Raw genomic sequence first — 19,274 nt, 5'->3', positions numbered from 1 at the left:
TTCGGGCCGATGCGCAGCTCGCCGCCGGAGATGTTCTCCAGCCCGGCGATCATGCGCAGCAGGGTCGACTTGCCGCAGCCCGACGGCCCGACCAGGATCACGAACTCCCCGTCCTGGATGTCGATCGACACCCCGTGGATGACCGGGACCGTTCCGAAATTCTTGCGGATGTTGCGGATCTCTACTGAGGCCATGTCAAAGTCTTCCCTGATGATGTCCGCCGATGTGACACGTCATGTCCTCACCCTTTGACCGACCCCGCCATCAATCCCGCGACGATGTGCTTTTGTGCCGCGAAGAACATGATGATCGCCGGCAGGATCGTCAGCGTGATGAACGCCAGGATGAGGTTCCAGTCCGTGGAGAACTCGCCCTGATAGACCATGATCCCGAGAGGCCACGGATAGAGGGTATCGCGGTTCAGCACCACGAGAGGGAGAAGGTAGTTGTTCCAACTGTGCACGAAGACGATGACCGACACCGTCGCGAGGATCGGGCGCGACAACGGCAGGATCACATGCCAGAAGAACCGGAAATAGCCGCAGCCGTCGATCACGGCCGCCTCGAAGAGGTCCTTCGGCATCTGCCGGAAGGAGTTGCGGAACAGGAGGATGCTCATGGCCAGGCCGAAGGCGACCTGGGGCAGCACCACGCCCCAGTAGGTGTCGAGAAGACCGAGATCACGGATCTTGATGAAGAGCGGCAGGATCGCGGTGGCGGCCGGAAACATCAACCCGAGAAGCAGATAGTTCAGGAGGAAGGTCGCGCCGAAGAAGCGGACATGCACGAACACGAAGGCGGCCATCGCAGACGTGGCGACGGTCAGGATGACCGTCAGGACCGCGATGACCAGGGAGTTCCCCATCAGCTGCCAGTAACGACCACTGGCAAGGATCTCCCAGTAGTTCATCCATTCCCACTGGCTGGGCACGCCGAACGGATTGACTCTCAGGTCGCCGAGCGACTTGAACCCGCCCAGGGCCGTGGTCAGCAAGGGGATCAACACGCCTCCGGCGACGACGAAGAGAATGGCATAGCGAAGGACCGGGGCGATGGTGACCGGCGTATCGTAGCGGGCAGCGGTGCTAGTCATGGCGCATGAGGACCCGTTTGTAGCCGAAGGCGAACACGACGCAGATCAGGAACAGAACCACCCCGACCGCACTGCCGAAGCCGATCCTCGTCCTGGTGACACCGTAGGTGTAGAGATAGGTCACCATGGTCTGGGTGCTGTCCGAGGGACCGCCCTTCGTCAGCGGCATGATGAGGTCGAAGAGCTGGATCGACCCGAGGATGGCAAAGAAGACGGAGAGCCGGATCGTCGACCCGAGGAGCGGCACCGTGATCCGCCGGAAGATCTGCCAGCCCGTCGCGCCGTCGATATGCGCGGCCTCGTACAGGCTGCGGTCGATCTGCTGGAGGCCGGCGATGTACAGCATCATGTGGAAGCCGAAATATTTCCAGATCACGACCACCATGATGGCATAGATGGCGATGTCCGGTTCCGCGAGAATGTGGATCGGATCGGCGCCGAACAGCTCCAGCAGCTTCGCGAGAAGGCCGTACTCGCCGTCGTAGACGAAGCGCCAGATGAGACCTGCAGCGATTTCCGCAAGGATGTAGGGCAGGAAGAAGATGAGCCGGAAGGTTGCCGTCCCCCGCACGCGGTCGGCCAGGAGGATGGCCATTCCCAAGGCGAGCGGGAGCTGGATCGCCAGCGACACCACGATGATCAGCAGATTGTTCGTCAGCGCGATGCGGAACGCACGGTTCGCGAACAGGAGCTCGAAGTTCCGCCATCCGACGAAATCGGTCGGCGCTCCATACCCGTTCCAGTTATAGAAACTGTACCAGGCGGCTTCGCCCATCGGGAGCGCGACGAAGAGAGTGAAGAGGAGCAGCGCCGGAGGCAGGAACAGCAGCACGATGGCCGTTGATCCGCCGATGCTCGTCGAGGACGCCCGCAACCATGAGGGTGCCTGGAAGACCGCCTTCGCCGTCCCACCCGTGACACTCGTCGCCATCATTCCCTCCCTGAACGCGCGGCAGGGAAGAGCGGCCAGGCCGCTCTTCCGGGATTTGGCCAGTTTACTGGGCGAGTTCCCAGGCTTGTTGGACGGCCTCGGCCGCTTCCGTCGGTTTCATGCGTCCGGCGGCGAGATCGGCCGAGATGTCATTGACCACCGCGCCGACCGACGGTCCAAGCATCTGATCATAATAGAGCTGGTGATACTTGGACTTGGAAACATTCTCCGCAATCTGACGCAGGATCGGGTTCTTGATCGCATCCTGGGTGCCGATGACGACGGGGATGTAGAAACCGCGCTCGGCCGCTTGGCGCTGGTTTTCCGCTTCCGAGAAGAACTTCAGAAAGTCTGCGGCCTCCTTCGGCGATCCTTTCGTCACCAGCCAGCCGTTCAAACCGCCGAGGGTATCGCTCGGATCGCCTTTGCCGCCTGCAACCGTCGGGAAAGGAAACCAGCCCAGCTTGTCGTCCGGAATGCCAACCTTGTCGGCCGAGTTGGCTTTCATGGTATTGAGGAGCCCGTTCAGCATGAGCATCATCGCGCCCTTGCCGTCGCCGAACTGTCCTGCCGATTGAGGATAGGTCGCCCCGAGGAAGCCGGCCTGGAACGGCTTGAGGTCCACCAGTTGCTTGAACACTTCGCCGGCCTTGACGAAAGTCGTGTCGGCAAAGCCCTTGCCCTCGCCGCGCAGGGCGGCCTCGAAAGCGTCCTTGCCGCCGATCCTGATCGCCAGATGCGACCAATAGAAATGGACCGGCCACTTGTCGGCTCCGCCCGTGATGAGCGGCGTGATCCCGGCAGCCTGCAGCTTCTTCACTGCGCCAAGCAGGTCATCCCAGGTCTTGATCGAGGATGCGTCGACGCCCGCCTTCGCGAAAAGATCCTTGTTGTAGAAGAAGCCCACCTGTGCCGTGTGCATCGGCACACCATAGATCTTGTCGTTGACGGTGTAGGCTTGCACCGCGGCCGGAACGAAGCGCGCCTTCCAGGGAGCATCCATGACCGGCGTCAGGTCCTCGATGACCCCCGCCTTGACCTGATCGCGCAGGACGCCTCCTGCCCAACTGTAGATGATGTTCGGCCTGTCCGACGATTGCAGGAGCGTCGTCAGCTTCTTCTTGTAGGCCTCGTTTTCCAGATATTGAACGTCCACCTTCACGCCCGGATGGGAGGCCTCGTAGCGTCGGGCGATGTCGTTCCAGAATCCTGTAACCTGCGGGTTCTGCTCGACATGCAGCATCCGGACCGTCACGTCGGCGAGTGCCGCGGTCATTCCGCTGCATGAGGCGGCGATCGCGCAGGCAGCCGCAAGCATCAGCTTTTTGTAGCTCATTGCCGTTCTCCTCGGTGTTTCCTCTGTCAGGGCTTTTCGCCCTTTTATTTGGATAGCGCATTAAAACGTGGACGCCAGATGGGGGGCTGTCAAGCGGTTTATCCCATTTATTACGGACATCTGGTGCAGCGGCGATCATTGACAGGCCGTGATCCCTCCACAATAAATACGGTATCCGCATTAAAGAGGTTGGCCCATGCCGGCGGACGGTGCCGCAATGAAGACTGCCGATCCCGAGCTGATGCGGGCGATCAACCGTTTCCTCGTCATGGATGCCATCCGCCGTTCCGGCACGATCTCCCGCGTCGAGATCTCGGAGCGGACGGAACTGAGCCCCACCACCGTCTCGGCCATCACGGCGGCCCTCCTCGAAGACGGCCTGATCGTCCCACGCCAAGTCGCCCCCACGCCCGATCAGGTCCGTGGACGGCCGCGCATCATGCTCGAGCTCAACCCGGCTGCCGCTTCGGTCTGCGGTGCGAAGCTTGCTCCCAACAAGATCACCATCGCGGTCACCAACTTCCAGGCGGACGTCCTCGGCACGGTGTCGATCCCGATCAGGGTCGACCGCCAACCCGCCTCGGTCATCCTCGACCTCGTGGAGGACGGCGTTCGTTCCTGCATCGAGGCGACGGGGTTACAGGTCGAGGACATCAACAGTCTCTGCCTCGGCGTGCCGGGAATTGTCGAGCGCGCCTCCGGCATCTGCCGTTACAGCCCGATCTTCTCGGAGCGCGATCTCAAGCTCGGCCTCGATCTCCAGGATCGCCTGAAGGTGCCGACGACGGTCGACAGCGACGTCAACCTGATCACCCTTGCCGAGCAATGGTTCGGGCATGGCCGGGACCTCAGCGACTTCCTGGTCGTCTCCATCGAGCACACGATCGGGCTCGGCATCATTCATGGCGGAGAGCTCTTCCGCGGGGCGAACGGTCTCAGCCCGGATCTGGGCGACCTGATCGTGTCGCCCAACGGCAGCATCGGAAACGGCTCCCTCCCGGGGCGCCTCTCCGGGATCGCTTCGACGACCGCGATCCTGTCCACGGCGGCCGATCTTGCCCGTGGAACGCCGCAGGAGAAGCTCCTGCGCGGGACGCGCGGCATGGACCACGCCGTGTCGCTCGCTCAGGGCGGCGACCGGCGGATCGCGGGGATTTTCGAAGAGGCCGGCCGGGCCCTGGGGATCGCCATCGCGAACCTGATCACCCTTTTCGCCCCACCGAAGGTCATTCTCGCCGGATCGGCCCTCCAGGCGGGTGAACTGCTCCTCGCGCCCTTGCGCGATGCGGTCCAGGCCGCAACGCCCGAAACCATCTCCGGAGTGACCGAGATCGTGGTCCATGAGTCCAGCGACGACACCTGGGCCCGTGGCGCCGCGGCCCTCACCCTGCGCGATCTCTACGGCGCCCCCTGGGGGACGACCGGACCGGCCAAGAAGCGCTAACGCCAATCTCAATCATGCAAGGGAGTGAACATGGAACGCCTGGGTATCGGCATCATCGGATGCGGAAATATCAGCGAAGCCTATCTCAAGGCCGCGACAAACTTTCCAATCCTGGACATCAAGGGAATCGCCGACATCCGACCGGAGGCGGCCGAGGTCCGTGCATCCCAGTTCGGGCTGCGGGCGATGTCGGTAGACGACATGCTTGCGGATCCGTCGATCCAGATCGTGGTCAATCTCACGATCCCTGCCGCCCACGTGGAGGTGGGTTTAAGGGCCCTGGCCGCCGGCAAGCACGTTCACTCGGAAAAGCCTCTTGGTCTCACGACCGCCGAGACCCGCCCTCTCCTGCACATGGCCAAGGAGCGAGGGCTGCGCGTCGGCTGCGCGCCCGATACGTTCCTTGGCGGCTCGCACCAGACCTGCCGCAAGCTTATCGACGAGGGAGTGATCGGCCGTCCCCTGGCGGGCAGCGCCTTCTTCATGTGCCCCGGCCACGAGCGCTGGCACCCCAATCCCGCCTTCTACTACGCCAAAGGCGGCGGGCCGATGCTGGACATGGGTCCCTACTACATCACGGCTCTCGTGAACCTCATCGGGCCCGTTGCCAGGGTGGCTGGCATTACGTCCCGAGCCAGGACCGAACGCGAGATCACGAGCGAGCCGTTGAAGGGCACCATGATCCCCGTGGAGGTGGCAACGCACGTCGCAGGGACGCTCGAGTTCGTCTCCGGCGCGGTCGTCTCGATCGCCATGAGCTTCGATGTGCCCCGGCACCGCCACAGGCCGATCGAGCTGTACGGCACGGCGGGCAGCCTGAGCGTTCCGGATCCCAACCGCTTCTTCGGCGCCATCGAGCTCGCCACGGCGGCGAAGGATTGGACAGAGCAGCCCACCGAGCATCCCTATGCGAGCGGGAACTACCGGATTATCGGCGTCGCCGACATGGCACACGCGATCCGATCCGGACGCCCTCACCGCGCATCGGGTGAGCTCGCCTTCCATGCGCTTGAAGTCATGGAAGCCTTCCAGCTGTCCTCGGAGCGGGGAACCCACGTCACCATCGAGTCGCGACCAGAGCGGCCGGCCATGCTGCCGACGACGCTTCCGTTCGGCTCGCTCGACTAGAATACATCGCGAAACCGGGAGGTAAGAGAATGCGCGAGGCACTGATTGTGTGGGGCGGCTGGAGCGGGCACGAGCCGGAGCAATGCGCCTCCATCATCGCCGGCATGCTGGAGGAGGAAGGCTTCAAGGTCTACGTCGAGAATTCGACGGAAGCCTTCGCCGATCCCGGTCTGTCCGACATGAGTCTGGTGGTTCCTATCTATACCATGTCGAAGATCGAGAAGGAGGAGCTGAGCAATCTCACGGCGGCGGTCCGTGGCGGCGTCGGTCTTGCCGGCTATCACGGCGGCATGGGCGATGCCTTCCGTGAGGCGGTCGAGTACCAGTTCATGTGCGGCGGCCAATGGGTGGCCCATCCCGGCAACATCATCGACTACCGCGTGAACGTCACGCGCCCCGACGATCCGGTCATGCAGGGCATCCGGGACTTCGACTACCGTTCCGAGCAGTACTACATGCATGTGGACCCGTCGAACGAGGTCCTCGCCACGACCACCTTCTCGGGCGAGCACGCCCCCTGGATCGACGGCGTCGTCATGCCGGTGGTCTGGAAGCGCCGTCACGGCCAGGGCCGGGTCTTCTACAGCTCCCTCGGCCATGTGGCGAAGGAGTTCGACGTGCCGGAGATGCGCACCATCTTCAAGCGCGGCATGCTCTGGGCGGCGCGTTGAATGCCATGCTCATAGAAATGGGATAATGCTTGGAGCATCGGACCCGAGAGTGGACCCGCTTTTCACGTCCGGTGCTCTCGTCCCCGGTCCCGCGCGGGCCATGCCCTGGCCTTGCTCTTACAGGATCCGGTAGACGACCAGGGCCAGGATGGAACAGGCCGCCATGGCGGCAACCGTGGACAGGGGCGTGCCGTTGTGGAACAGCGACACGGCCACACCCATTGCGGCCCCGAACCCAAGCGAACTCGCCGACAGCATGGAGGATGCCAGCCCTGCGATATCGCCCATGGGCTCCAGGGCCAGTTGAACGGCATTGCCGCCGACGAGACCGAATGACAGACACACCAGGACAACCAGGGGCAACAGGAGCGCGAGGGGCAAGGGACCGATCGAGATCAGCACGAGCAGAGCGATGCTGCAGGCAGCCCCCATGACCAGACCCGCCGTGAGCGGGTATTGTGGCTCGATGCCCCTGGCATTCAGTCGTCCATTGAGGAAGCTGCCGGTCACGATCCCCGACGCCGTCAAGGCAAAGGTCGCTCCATAGAGCGTCGGCGACAGTCCATAGACGCCCATCATGACGAGCGGCGATCCCGTCACGTAGGAGAACAGACAGCCGAACATGAGCGTCTGGATCAAAAGGAACTTGATGCTCTGCCGTGTGGTGAACACGCGCAGATAATTGCCGGCAAGCTGCCGGACCGACAGGCGGTTCTGAGCGCCAGGCCGATAGGACTCCGCATAGCACAACAGCATGAGGGCGAAGGTGAGAGCTCCGGTCGCAGACAAAAAGAAGTAGATGCTGCGCCAATCGTGAAACAGCAGCAGGAGAACCGACCCGATGGTCGGGGCCGACAGAGGAGCCAGCAGCTGCATCACCTGCACGTAGGACTGTTTCGAGCGCCCCGTCGAACCGGTAAAAAGGTCCCGAATGATCGCAGCCGACAGCGAGCGGCTCGCGCCGGCTCCGCAACCTTGAAGGAAGCGCCACACGACCAGGCTCTCGAAGCTCGGTGACAACGCACAGCCTAGCCCCGCCAGGGTGTAGATCGCTGTCGAGACCAGAATGACCGGTTTGCGCCCGAACCGATCGCTCAGCGGCCCGTACACGAGGGGCGAACCGGCGAAGCCTGCCATGAAGGCGCTGAGGGTCAGCCCGACCGTGCCCGGCGAGACGGAGAATGCCGCTGCGATGTGCGGCACGCCGGAGAGGGCCATATCCGTGCCGAGGGCGGCCAATCCACTGAAGAGCGCGACCAAGGCCAGGAAACCGAATGAATGGGGATCGAGTTTTCGGATCATGTCGCCTCTGTGAGTGGAAATCGCCAGCGGGTGATCAACATAACCTTAGCCGATCGGGAGGCACCTGCCATACCTATCCCATCCCGACGGTCCCGGAGACAAGGAACCCTACCATGACACAGCCACAACGGATGGAGACCCGGCAGCTTGGACGATCCGGCCCTGTCGTGTCGGCCCTCGGCCTCGGTTGCATGTCCCTCTCCGGCGTCTACGGGGAGAGCAATGACGAGGAGGCTGTCTCTCTCATACGCCATGGGCTCGACCAGGGCGTGACCCTGCTCGATTCCGCCGACATGTATGGCTGGGGGCAGAACGAAGATTTGGTCGGACGGGCCATCGCCGGGCGCCGCGATGAGGTGGTCCTTGCCACCAAGTTCGGTCAGGTGCGGTCCGAGACGGGCCAAGGCGTGAACGGCCGGCCCGAATATGTGCGCCAAGCCTGCGAGGCCAGCCTGAGGCGTCTCAAGGTCGATGTCATCGACCTCTACTACCAGCACCGTGTCGACCCTCGCGTGCCGATCGAAGAGACGGTCGGGGCCATGGCGGACCTCGTGCGGCAGGGCAAGGTCCGCTATCTCGGACTATCGGAAGCTCGACCGGAAACCATCCGCCGGGCCCACAGCGTTCATCCGATCAGTGCCGTCCAGACGGAGTTTTCCCTGCTCTACCGTCAGGAGGCGGAGGAGACCTTGCGGACCACCCGGGAACTGGGCATCGGCTTTGTGGCCTATTCGCCGCTCGGCCGTGGATTCCTCGCAGGGGGAATCCATGATCGGGACCAGGTCAAAGGGGATCGCCGGGCCCAGCATCCCCGCTTTCAGGCGGAGCATTTCGCGCATAACCGGGCCTTGGTCGACCGGGTGGAAGTGCTCGCACGGGACAAGGGATGCACGCCGGCGCAGCTCGTGCTGGCCTGGCTTCTGGCGCAAGGACCGGATGTCGTGCCCATCCCCGGCACGAAGCGGCGCGAACGGCTGGACGACAACCTCGGGGCGTTGCAGGTGCATCTGTCTGCGGAGGACGTGACCCGCATTTCCGATACCGTGCCGGCCGGCGCAGCCTCGGGCCAACGCTATCCTGACATGGCAACGGTGTACCGCTGAGCATTTTTCGGTGAAGTGGATCCGGTTCACCGCTTCAAGATGGGAGCATCGGACAATGGGGATGACCGGGACAGGCCCGGCCATGACATGGGAGGGTGTCATCACCGGGCTCGCCCCACCCTCTCACGTCATCACCGGCCTTGTGCCGGTGATCCCGATCGTTGGGAACGCCGCGCTTCACCGGATCGGGATGGCCGGCACAAGGCCGGCCATGACGTGGGGAGGGTGTCAGGGCCGGACCGGGTGTTCACCCTCCACGTCATCGCCGGGCGTGTCCCGCTGAACGCGATCGGTGGACCGCCGAGCGCATCCTGCGGACGAAAGCGAGCCACGCTCAACGATGCGCCAGGCAAGAGGGGAGCATCGGATCCGATCCCAAACCTGGATCCACTGTTCACGTCCGATGCTCTCCGTCTCAGGAGCGCCAAGACCTGCCCTTCCGCCCAGACGCGAACAGGATCGACTTGCGGCTTGGCGAGCCATGCTGGCCGCCTCCGTCGAGGGGCCGACTACCGCGGAAGCACCTGTTCCGCGAGGACCCCGCCGGTGGGCAGGCTGATGATGCAATGCAGACCGTCCGGCGTGAACTCCAGGCTGGCCTTGCCGTCCAGTTCATAGGCCAGCGTCCGCTCGATCAGCTCGGTGCCGAAGCCTCGCCTTCGTGGCGTCTCACCTGACAGCCTCACCCCCGTCTCGATCCAGCGGAACACGAGACGGGGCCCGCCCTCTTCCCTGGTGATCGTCCACTCCACCGTGATCCGCCCCTGGTCCGTCGACAGGGCACCATACTTCACGGCGTTCGTCGCCAGCTCGTGGATGATGAGCGCGATGGTTTCGGCCGCCTTGGGCTTCAGGCGCACTTCCGGCCCCGTGATGCCGGCCACCCGCTCACCCTCCTGGGCCCCGAAGGCCAGCAGCCCCTCGGCCACCAGAAGCTCCAAATCCAAACCGGCGGTCGGATCCCGCGTGACGGCCGCCTGCACCCGGGCGAAGGCGTCGATACGCCCGTCCAGGTGCATGGCATAGTCCTCCGCTGTCTCGCTGGTGACCGCCGTCCGGCGGGCAATGGAGCGGATCACCGCGAGCGTGTTGCGCACCCGGTGCTGCAACTCGGCCAGCAGAAGCCGGGCCTGGCGCTCGCTCTCGCGCAACGCGGCATCGGCCCGAATGCGGGCGGTTGTCTCGGTGAGAGGGTGGAAGACACCGCCCACCGCACCCGTCTCGTCCCGGATCGGCGAGAACGAGCCTGCAAAATGACGCTCCTCGAACCCGTCGCCCTCGGCTCGGCGCAGCAGGACCACATGGTCCTCGATGGCCACCGCCTCCCCGTCGAACACCCGCTCGAAGACCGGACCAAGGAAGGACTCGTAGGCCTCCGACCAGCTATCTGCGGCAGGTCGCCCCAGAATGGACGGGTGGCGGGCGGCCGCAACGGCGATGTAGCCGTCATTGTAGAGCTGGATCCGATCAGCCCCCCAGAGGATTGCCACCGGTCCCGGCGAGGCGAGCATGATGTCGACGGCGGTCTTCAGGCTCTGCGGCCAGGTTCCAACGGGCCCGAGCGCTGTGGCGGCCCAGTCGTGCTGGCGGATGCGCTCGCCCATCTCGCCCCCGCCTGCGGGCCAGACCGTCCGGGATTGAGATGTCGTAGTGTTCATCGCCGCGCTCATATGACCTCTACAACGCGCGAGCGGCCGATAAGGCTCGCAGAGCTTTCCCGTCCGCTCTCATTGGCACCGGGAGCGTGGTAAACGGCTCCCGCCCGCGGCTGGGATCGGTCGACACCCGCGTGGTTTCGTCCGCCGAGCCTCTAGAGCATTTTTCGGTGAAGTGGATCCGGTTCACCGTCAAAAAATGCGGCTCGGCAAAGAAGAGAGGTGATTCCACGTGAATGGAAGCAGCTCTAAGTCGTTTTTCCGGAACGCCCCCGTCAACGCAGGTTATCCTCGGTCCAAGCCGTTTCGCCTACGCCAGATTCCGCTCCCGCCGCGGGAGAGATGCGGCGGACGAGCATGACACGCCCAGCAGCAGGAACCCTCGGCAATCGCCGGGTGCTGGTCGTGGATGACGGGTTCTACATTGCCGATGAGATGGCCTCGGCGCTCCGGAAGCTCGGAGCCGAGGCCGCGGGGCCCGTGCCGACGAAGGATACGGCTCTGGCGTCGGAAGCTCGGCATGGAGGTGACGGCCGAGGGCGTGGAGACCCCGGGCCAAGCGCAGTGCCTGCGCGGCGCTGGGCTGCCGCCATGCACAGGGATATCTCCATGCAGCGCCCGTGGCCCGCTCGCAGGTGCCATCGCTGCCTGCAAGCTGGAGGGCGAAGGCAGCCACCCAGGTTTCAGCGAGCGAGGCCGTACGCGACCCGGGTGACGTCAGCTCGTGATCGACAACAGGGTACCCTGGTCGGCTGATTTGATCAGACCAGTGCGCCCGTGGTGCCGACCCGCCGTTCGGCCGTGGCCTCCCTCAACGCGACAAGAAGGACGCCAATGTCTTCATCCAGCAGCGTGATCGCATTGCGGGCACACTGCCGGAAGTGTTCTCTGCAGATCGTGGGCTCAGTGTCCCATGAGCATGCCTGCGGCTGAGACTCATAAATGGCCTGAGCAACCAACTCGACCCGGTGATCGGTCATTTCCCTATCCATGATTTCACCTCGCGCAGCCGCTCCAAGGGGAATGCCAAGGCTGGCCCACGTGTCAGAGGCTCGCCAGCAGAAGGCTTGCTCCGATGAAGGAGCCAAGAGAGGCAGCAAACAGGATCGACGCACGCTGAAACGACGGGGCGGCATCTGTGCCATTCTCGGGTTCAGATGAGTTGTCGTGTGAAGATTCATTGTGAGACATGAGCTTATCCTGACTTCGGATGATGTGGCATGGTCGCAAAACGGAGGCAGGTGGCGCTCTATTCCCTCACGAATTCTATCAAAGTGTTTCGAGTCCGTCGCAAGACAGCGCCTGCCTTCACACGGCGGCTGCAGTTGGAGCTAAGCGTTCATACCAGGCCGATGCTGGAACCGCCTGTCACGCTTTGGACGATCCCTCGATAAGACGAACGGCAATGTCAAGCTTGACGTAGCAGAGAAAATGCATCGCACTACTGATAGTTGAACAGCGTGTTTCAGCGGTTCAGGGGTCATCCGCCATGCTCCCATGGCTGGACCGCCTGACATCCTCGGCTCATGAGCTTCCTCAAGCTGCATTTTGCCTGGCGGACGATCCGAGCGAAATCGCAATGACGCAGCAGACGCCCGCCCGCTCGAACCGGAGGTCGAGCTGCCCAGCCAGTTCCTGTGTGATCGCCTGCCGGAGCAGGCGAAAGCCAAAGCCCGGGTTCGGCCGGCCCTCAAGGGTGGGCCCACGCGACTCACACCAGTTGATTGCCAGCTTCGCTTCATCTCCCTGCTCCTGGACCGTCCAGTCGACCTGCACGTGGCCCGATGGAGAGGACAGGGCTCCGTACTTGACGGCATTGGTGGCAAGCTCGTGGAAGGCCATGCCCAGCACCACCGCCGCCCGCGCCGCGAGGTCGACCTCCGGTCCGTCGATCCGGACGCGGGATGAAGAGGTCATGTAGGGCCCGAGCACCGTCTCGAGGATCGCCCTGAGAGAGGCCCCTCCCAGTGCGTCTCGTTCAGAAGATTGTGCGTGCGCGAGAGGGCGAGCAGCCGCTCCTGGAAGCGCTCCTGGGCGACTTGCGGCGGCACATCGGGACGGGCAGTCTGCCATGCCAGCGACTGCACTGTGGCGAGCGTGTTTTTCACCCGGTGGTTCAGCTCGTCGATCAGCAGCTTCTGGCGCCGGTCCGCCTGCCGACGTTCGGTGATGTCCTCCACCCGCACTGCATACAGGAAAGTACCACCGGCATCCCGCACAGCTGTGCTGGTTACGCGCGCCCAGCCACTGCTGCCGTCCTTGCGCCGGAACTCGCTGTCGGTCGTGTAGGCGTCCAGCCCACCCGCAACCTGCTGAGCGAACAAGGCCAGATCGTGAACAAGGATCTCGGGATCGGTCACATGGCCGAAGTGCTGGCCGATCAGCTCCTCGCGGGTGTGTCCGGTGAGCTTGCAACGAGCCTCGTTCACCGACATGAAGCGCCCATCCCTGTCGACCTCGGCGATCCCCACGGCGGCATTGTTCTGGGTCGCCCATAGGCGCGCCTCGCTTGCCCTTAGGGCAGCCTCCCGCACGTGCAGCTCCGTGGAGGCCGACGCGAGTGCGCCTGTCACCTGATCGACCTCTGCCAACCCGCTCGGGGGCGACACCACGGGCTCGCCGCGACCGAGCCGCTGAGCCTGATCGGCCAATCCCCGCACCGGAACGGCGATGCGCCGCCCAAAGCTGCGGGCCAGGAGCAGAGACAGCCCGATCAGGCCCGTTCCGAGGCCGAACAGCGTCCAGAGGGAGCGGCGCAGCGGGGCCTGGACGATCTCGGCCGGCACGCCGACGAACGTCGTCCAGCCCGAGGCTCCAGAACGGGCATAAGCGCCGAGCACCTCCGTCCCTTCGAGGTTGCGCCCCTCCCAGATGCCGTCCGCCTCCCGGGAAGCCTTCAGGAACTCGTCAGGAGCAGCCTTGCCGACGAAGGTCTCATGTTGGCGGGAGCGAGCCACGACCCGGTCAGCCCGGTCGATCACGGTCGCCACCCATGAGGCGGGCAGGTTCTGAGCGAGCAGGATCTCGGCGATGCGCCTCGGCTCGACGGCCATCGACAGCACGTGCGTGACGGTGCCGTCCTTGAGGACCGGAACCCGAATGCTGATGATCGGCCGGCCTGCGGTGGCTCCGGTGAAGAGGTCCTGGATCACTGGCTGCTTTGTGGCGATCACCTGCTGGTCGATCGGCAGGTTGGCGCCCTTCGGCAGGGATGAGCCCCAGGGCAAGCGGGTGTTCGCCACCTGTTGGCCCATGGTGTCTCGGACCACGACGGCATAGTTGTCGGTTCCCTGCCGCGCCCAGGACCGCAGGGTCATCTCCGCCTGGCTCTGGAACGCCTCGAAGTTGCCCTCGAGCAGCGACGAAGAGGTGGCGAGCGCCTGCGCCGCCGACTGGATGCCTACGAGTTCGCGATCAACCGCGGCCATGATGCGCTGAGCGGTGCCGAGCGCTTCTTCCTCGTAATGGTGACGCTCCGCATCGGCATAGCGCCATAGCAGGATGGCCGCAAAGACGAGGCCCGGCAGCACGAGGGCGGCACCGAAGGCCATCAAGCACTGCCGGATTGTGTAACGACGCAAGAACATCATGCGGCCTAGATATCGCTGCCCCGGCTCAAGTCGAGAGATCACTTTCGGTCGCGATGAAGCGAAGCCTGTCTTGAGGAACGAAAACGGCACCCGACAGCACCGTGCCCGGGCCCAGTTTTTCCGCGGCACGGATCTGCCCGGTTGGGACCGATCAACTCTGCCTTTTCGGAAGGACTGAGAGCCTTTGAGGAAGGGCTCGAACGGGGGAATGGCGGATCCGGATCCGGTTTGCGTCAAAGGTCCGCCACGGGTCAAACTGCCCCGTTGGGCGTGGCCTGACGAAAGATTGCTCCCCTGTGACGGCGGAAATTAGGGTTTCGTCTGCCTCGTGCCATGGCCGGGCCTTCGCCCTGAGGGGGTCACAAGGGTTCCTCGGCCGTGCGTGGCGCAACATAGGATTTGACTCCGTCGGCGATCGTCGCTTGTCTTCGTCGCCTCTGTCGGAGATCGAACCTTGCTCGTCCCCATTTATCAGATCGATGCCTTCGCAAGCCGCCGCTTCTCCGGGAATCCGGCTGCCGTCATGCTGCTCGAGCGCTTTGCCGACGATGCGACCCTTCAGGCGATCGCTGCCGAGAATAATCTGGCTGAGACCGCCTTTCTCGTGCCGGATGGCGAGGATTATCACCTGCGTTGGTTCACGCCGACAGTCGAGGTGCCCCTGTGCGGACACGCGACGCTCGCCAGCGCGGCGGTCGTGATGGAGCGCCTGGCGCCGCATCGCCGAAGCGTGGTGTTCCACTCTGCCAGTGGTCCCCTGAGCGTGGAGCGCAGAGGGACCGGCTACATCATGAACTTTCCGGCGCGTGTATCGAGGCCTGTCGAGCCGCCGCCTCTCCTGGCAGAAGCTCTGGGACAAGACCCTGTCGAGGTGATGGCCGACGCGTTCAACTACCTCGCCTTGCTGGAGACGGCGGATCAGGTGCGCAGCCTGAGGCCGGCCCTTGCGGCGGTGGCCGCGCTGGATCGCAGCGGCTTGATCGTCACAGCCCCAGGCGACGGTGGCTACGACTTCACCAGTCGATACTTCGCCCCGGCCAAGGGAATCCCCGAAGACCCTGTGACCGGCGGCGCCCATTGTGCCCTCACCCCGTACTGGGCCCAGCGTTTGCACAAGACCACGTTCCGGGCCTTCCAGGCTTCGCGGCGTGGAGGTGAACTCGTGTGCCGCCTGGTCGGTGATCGCGTCGAGCTCGAGGGAAGCTGCGTGTTCTATCTCGAGGGAACGGCCGCGATCTGAGTCGGCATAAGGTCGAGAGCGGCCCTGTGTCGGTGATCAGGATCGGAAACGTGCGGCGCCTTTCATGATCGGGATGGCTGGCCAACCTTAGCGTAGGCCGTCAGACAGGCTGGCCAGGAACTTGATCGCCTGCCCGCGCCGGACCTGACGCCGGATCAGCACCTCGCCCGGGCGCTGATGCCATGCACCTGGAAGACGCCCTTTGCGATATCCGGACCGATGGTGGTGGTCGTGCTCCTGGGCTGCTTCTGGGCTGCTTCTGGGCTGCTTCTGGGCTCCCGGCTGCTCGAAGCAGCCATTCTACCTCACCGCGAGGCGGGGCCCGTCCGCAGCATCAGAATCGGACCTTCGCGCATTCAAGGAAAGGCTTGCCTCATACAGGCTGCATGACGCAGGTGGACGTTCCCTCGGACAGCTCAGGCATCGACGCGGCGTAGAGGCCGCCACTCGCCATGGCTTCACAAAAGGCCTTCCTGGACTGCCTGGTGAACGGTGCGGACCGTCGGTCGAAAACCCAAGCGGCGAGCCAGAGAGGCATCGATATGCAGATGCCACGGATTGCTCAGAGGGTCGGCAGACGGCTCGATCACTTGGCCGACCAATTCCGCGAGCTCGTAAATCGAGGTCGGCGCCTCATCGGCGATGTTGACGACCCGCCCATCCAGCGCGCCGTCCAGAGCCAACTTCACCGCGCTGAAGATGTCACGGTGATGAATCGTGCTCAGCTTGTGGGCGGGATGCCACTTCGCGTCGATCGCGTGAGCCGGCAGGGATTCCAGATGTCCGTCCCTGTCTCCGTAGACGAAAGGAAAACGAAGGATCGACCAGTTCAGGCCACTGCCACGCAGTTCCCTCTCCGCCGCCAGCTTGCTCGCGGGATAGGCATGTTGTGGTTCAGCGGCATCGTCCTCTCGACCAGGGCGTGAACCATGCGCGTCGTAGACGTTGCTGGTGCTCGACATGATAAAGCGCGCCTTCGGGGCATGGGCCTTGGCTGTCGCGATGAGGTTGCGCGTTCCCTCGAGGTTGGAACGCCAGATCAGGTCGGAGTCGGGCGTACGAAACACCGCAGCGAGATGGACGATTGCCGAGACGCCCGTGACGGCATCGACGAGCGAAGCGGAATCGAGAATATCGCCCTCGACCGTCGTCCCCGTCGGCGAAGCTTTCCCGGGGCGTACGAGCGCGCGGCAGTCGATACCGGCCTCCACGAGCCGTGGCAGGAGGCGCGCTCCTACCAATCCGGTGGTTCCCGTGACGAGGATTGTCATGTGTCTGCTCCTTTGCCGGATAGTCGCTCGAGCCGTTCCACAGCACGCTCCAGGACGCTGATGGTGGTTGTGATCGCCGAGGCATCGAGCCCTTCGAACGCCGCTTGGTGAATGAACGAGAGATCAGGGACCTCGGCCCACAGTCTTTTCCCGTGTGTCGTCATCCGAAGGTGCTTCTGACGCTGATCATCCTTGTCGGCGACCTGCTCGATCAGTCCCTTGCGCACCATCGCCGCGACGATCGCGCTCAAGGTGGCTCGCTCGACTTCAAGAATCTTCGGCAGTTCGCGCTGCTTGATCGAACCGTGCCGGGACAAATGGTGCAGGACATACCACTGCGTAGCGCCCAGGTCATAGGGACGAAGCGCGGCTTCCATGGCGATGCGACCAGCGAGGTAGCACCGCTTCGTCCACGCGGCGAGGAGCGCATTCTGCTCGGCAAGGGTTGTTTTGTTAGGCACCTGACAATTTTGTCAGCTACCTGACATTTTGTCAACCGGAGTCCTCCAGGCAGCCCTCCACCGGCGGCTGATCGTCCTTCACCGCGCCCGTCGGTTTCGGATCGGATCGAATTTGCGGTCGTGCCAGTTCAAGGCTCCCGCGGGCTCTATCGCAGTGCGCCGGCGCGTTCTTCAACATTCTCGACAACCACTCGGCAGAGCGTCCTACCGAGTCCCTCGACCCGGTGGGCAGAGTGAACATCTCAGGTCAGTCTGGTGAACTGCCCTAGCGCCACTCCCGGATGGGACCGAAACGCTCTCACGTCATGGCCGGCCGGTCATCACCCGACTCTCGCCGGCCATCCCGATCGGAAGGGTGCGGCGTTCCCAACAATCGGGATCGCCGGGACAAGCCCGGTGATGACGTGGAGACGGTGGTCAGGGCCGGTGACAACACCCTCAACGTCATGGCACCCTCCGCCCTTCCTCCCACCTCGGCACGTCATGGCCGGCCTTGTGCCGGCGATCCCGATACGGAGAAGCGCCGTACCTCAAACAAGCGGGATCACCGGGACAAGCCCGGTGATGACGTGGAGAGTGGGACAAGCCTAGTGATGACGTGAGAGGGTGCCCATCCGGCCGAGCGGTCAAGACAAGGTCCCGGACGATGCGCTAGTCCGGCGCCTGCTCCTGAAGGGCCGTCAGGGAGGCCTCAATGCTCCAGACGACGCCGGTCGGCTCGTAGGTGATCCCGGCCTGATTGCCAAAGCTGCTGGCCAGGCTTCGCTCAATCAGCCGTGAACCGAACCCCTTGCGCTGAGGCGGCTTCACCAGCGGCCCGCCGCTTTCCTGCCACCGGAACCGGAATCGAGCGCCCGCCCCCTCTCCTGACACATGCCATGTGATCTCGACCCGCCCTGCGTCCACCGAGAGCGCCCCATATTTGGCCGCGTTGGTGCAGAGCTCGTGCAGCGTCAACGAGAGGGCGAGCGCGACCTTGGGTCCGAGAGGCACATCGGGTCCACTGACATGGATCCGGCCGTGGTCGTTGTGCGGCCGGGTGGCGCCTTCGACGATCACCCTGATGCTGGCGCTTGACCAGTTCTCTTGCAGCAGGGTGTCGTTCGCCCGCGCAAGGGTCGCCAGTCGCTCACTGAAGATGGCGCCCGCCGCCTCCAGGGAAGGAGCAGTTCGCAGCGTCTGGGTGGAGATCGCCTGAACCATGGCGAGCGTATTTTTGACCCGATGCGTCAGTTCCTGCATCAGAAGCTGGCGTTGCTCCTCCAGGCGTTTGCGCTCCGTGATATCGTAGACGGCACCGACCAACCGCGCCGGTTGGCCCGCGTCGTCACGCACGATCTCCCCGCGCCGAGCCAGCCATCGAACCTGCCGATCATCCTGCCGAATGATCCGGTACTCCGTGTAGGCGACCAGATCCTCGAGCGAGCTGGCCAGCGACGTTGCGATCAGGTGACGGTCGTCTGGATGAACGAACTCCGCGAAAGCACCGATCCGGACCGAGGTGTGCGACCCTATTCCCCAGATGCGGCAGAACTCCTCCGTCACCATCACCTCGCCCGAGCGGATGTTCCACTCGAACGTGCCGATGCCTCCGGCATGCTGGGCAATCCGGAGCCGCTCCTCGCTGCCGGTGAGAGCGGCCAGGGTGCGGATGCGGTCGCTGATCTCCATCGAGATGCCGACGACGCCGACCATCTGACCGCTGTCGTCCAGCACCGGCGAGTCGGTGACATGGACCGGAAAGGTGTGCCCGTCCTTGTGCCGCAGGACAATGTCTCCCGACCAGACTTGGCCGGCCCTGAGGCGGTCCATGATCTCCTCGGCCTGGGGCAGCCCCTCCGCAGGGATATTGAGTTCCAGGATGTCGCGCCCAAGTGCCTCCTCGGCGCTCCACCCGTACAGCCGTTCCGCGCAGCGGTTCCAGTAGGTGACAATGCCATCGAGATCGGTCGCGATGACCGCCTGCTCAACGGCATTGAGGAGCTGCGCCTGGAAATGGACCTGACAGCTTGGATCCAGGTTCCCGGCCGAGGCAAGCGATGTCATGGC

General features: G+C 64.0%; 17 protein-coding genes. 5 read left to right on the top strand and 12 right to left on the bottom strand.

The features are described from left to right. The 4 genes from NF876_RS05290 to NF876_RS05275 form a co-directional block, all read right to left on the bottom strand. Nucleotides 1–194 (bottom strand): ATP-binding cassette domain-containing protein (locus NF876_RS05290; RefSeq protein WP_262267795.1); only part of this gene is annotated, 194 nt, incomplete at its 3' end. 47 nt (nt 195–241) lie between these two features. Continuing rightward, nucleotides 242–1,093, bottom strand: a complete 852-nt coding sequence (locus NF876_RS05285) for a carbohydrate ABC transporter permease (protein WP_262267794.1) — start codon at nt 1,091–1,093, stop codon at nt 242–244. Then, on the bottom strand, nt 1,086–2,024 hold the full coding sequence (locus NF876_RS05280; protein WP_262267793.1) for a carbohydrate ABC transporter permease: 939 nt from the start codon (nt 2,022–2,024) through the stop codon (nt 1,086–1,088). The genes NF876_RS05285 and NF876_RS05280 overlap by 8 nt, the downstream gene beginning before the upstream one ends. Nucleotides 2,025–2,088: 64 nt before the next feature. Next, nucleotides 2,089–3,360, bottom strand: a complete 1,272-nt coding sequence (locus NF876_RS05275; RefSeq protein ID WP_262267792.1) for an ABC transporter substrate-binding protein — start codon at nt 3,358–3,360, stop codon at nt 2,089–2,091. A 217-nt stretch (nt 3,361–3,577) separates the two neighbouring features. Between NF876_RS05275 and NF876_RS05270 the strand changes: the two genes are divergently transcribed. From NF876_RS05270 to NF876_RS05260, 3 genes are read left to right on the top strand one after another with little or no spacing between them, the layout of a single operon-like run. Further along, nucleotides 3,578–4,804, top strand: a complete 1,227-nt coding sequence (locus NF876_RS05270) for an ROK family transcriptional regulator (protein WP_262267807.1) — start codon at nt 3,578–3,580, stop codon at nt 4,802–4,804. 30 nt (nt 4,805–4,834) lie between these two features. Continuing rightward, the gene (locus tag NF876_RS05265; protein WP_262267791.1) at nt 4,835–5,932 is read left to right on the top strand and encodes a Gfo/Idh/MocA family protein; all 1,098 of its coding nucleotides are present in this window, start codon (nt 4,835–4,837) and stop codon (nt 5,930–5,932) included. Nucleotides 5,933–5,961: 29 nt separating this feature from the next. Next, entirely contained in the window at nt 5,962–6,603 is a 642-nt protein-coding gene (locus NF876_RS05260; protein WP_262267790.1) for a ThuA domain-containing protein, read from the top strand. Between the two features lie 117 nt (nt 6,604–6,720). Here the strand turns inward: NF876_RS05260 and NF876_RS05255 are convergent, their stop codons facing one another. Next, the gene (locus tag NF876_RS05255; protein ID WP_262267789.1) at nt 6,721–7,905 is read right to left on the bottom strand and encodes a multidrug effflux MFS transporter; all 1,185 of its coding nucleotides are present in this window, start codon (nt 7,903–7,905) and stop codon (nt 6,721–6,723) included. Nucleotides 7,906–8,036: 131 nt separating this feature from the next. Here NF876_RS05255 and NF876_RS05250 point away from each other — a divergent pair, with 131 nt between their 5' ends. Then, nucleotides 8,037–9,008 (top strand): aldo/keto reductase, encoded by a 972-nt coding sequence (locus tag NF876_RS05250; RefSeq protein ID WP_315975005.1) that lies wholly within the window; start codon nt 8,037–8,039, stop codon nt 9,006–9,008. A gap of 509 nt (nt 9,009–9,517) precedes the next feature. Here NF876_RS05250 and NF876_RS05245 read toward each other — a convergent pair. From NF876_RS05245 to NF876_RS05230, 4 genes are all read right to left on the bottom strand, one after another. Beyond that, on the bottom strand, nt 9,518–10,666 hold the full coding sequence (locus tag NF876_RS05245; protein ID WP_315975003.1) for a sensor histidine kinase: 1,149 nt from the start codon (nt 10,664–10,666) through the stop codon (nt 9,518–9,520). Between the two features lie 758 nt (nt 10,667–11,424). Next, nucleotides 11,425–11,643 carry a hypothetical protein gene (locus NF876_RS05240; protein ID WP_262267787.1) on the bottom strand — a complete coding sequence of 73 codons (219 nt, stop codon included), beginning with the start codon at nt 11,641–11,643 and terminating at the stop codon, nt 11,425–11,427. A gap of 556 nt (nt 11,644–12,199) precedes the next feature. Next, a complete protein-coding gene (locus NF876_RS05235) occupies nt 12,200–12,580 on the bottom strand; it encodes a sensor histidine kinase family protein (protein WP_262267786.1) in 381 nt (126 codons plus the stop codon). Next, nucleotides 12,577–14,214 (bottom strand): PAS domain S-box protein, encoded by a 1,638-nt coding sequence (locus NF876_RS05230; RefSeq protein WP_262267785.1) that lies wholly within the window; start codon nt 14,212–14,214, stop codon nt 12,577–12,579. The genes NF876_RS05235 and NF876_RS05230 overlap by 4 nt, the downstream gene beginning before the upstream one ends. 493 nt (nt 14,215–14,707) lie before the next feature. On the opposite strand from NF876_RS05230, the gene NF876_RS05225 reads away from it, so the two are divergent. Next, the gene (locus NF876_RS05225) at nt 14,708–15,493 is read left to right on the top strand and encodes a PhzF family phenazine biosynthesis protein (protein ID WP_262267784.1); all 786 of its coding nucleotides are present in this window, start codon (nt 14,708–14,710) and stop codon (nt 15,491–15,493) included. A 458-nt stretch (nt 15,494–15,951) separates the two neighbouring features. Here NF876_RS05225 and NF876_RS05220 read toward each other — a convergent pair whose 3' ends face one another. From NF876_RS05220 to NF876_RS05210, 3 genes are all read right to left on the bottom strand, one after another. Further along, nucleotides 15,952–16,764 carry an NAD-dependent epimerase/dehydratase family protein gene (locus NF876_RS05220; protein ID WP_262267783.1) on the bottom strand — a complete coding sequence of 271 codons (813 nt, stop codon included), beginning with the start codon at nt 16,762–16,764 and terminating at the stop codon, nt 15,952–15,954. Beyond that, entirely contained in the window at nt 16,761–17,141 is a 381-nt protein-coding gene (locus NF876_RS05215; RefSeq protein ID WP_262267782.1) for a MarR family winged helix-turn-helix transcriptional regulator, read from the bottom strand. Before NF876_RS05215 ends, NF876_RS05220 begins: the two co-directional genes overlap by 4 nt. A gap of 735 nt (nt 17,142–17,876) precedes the next feature. Then, nucleotides 17,877–19,271 (bottom strand): sensor histidine kinase, encoded by a 1,395-nt coding sequence (locus NF876_RS05210; RefSeq protein ID WP_262267781.1) that lies wholly within the window; start codon nt 19,269–19,271, stop codon nt 17,877–17,879. Between the last annotated feature and the right edge of the window lie 3 nt (nt 19,272–19,274).

It is taken from the genome of Microvirga yunnanensis, assembly GCF_025460875.1.
Note: the sequence above shows the minus strand (reverse complement) of the source record. Positions and strands in the feature narration are given on the sequence as shown.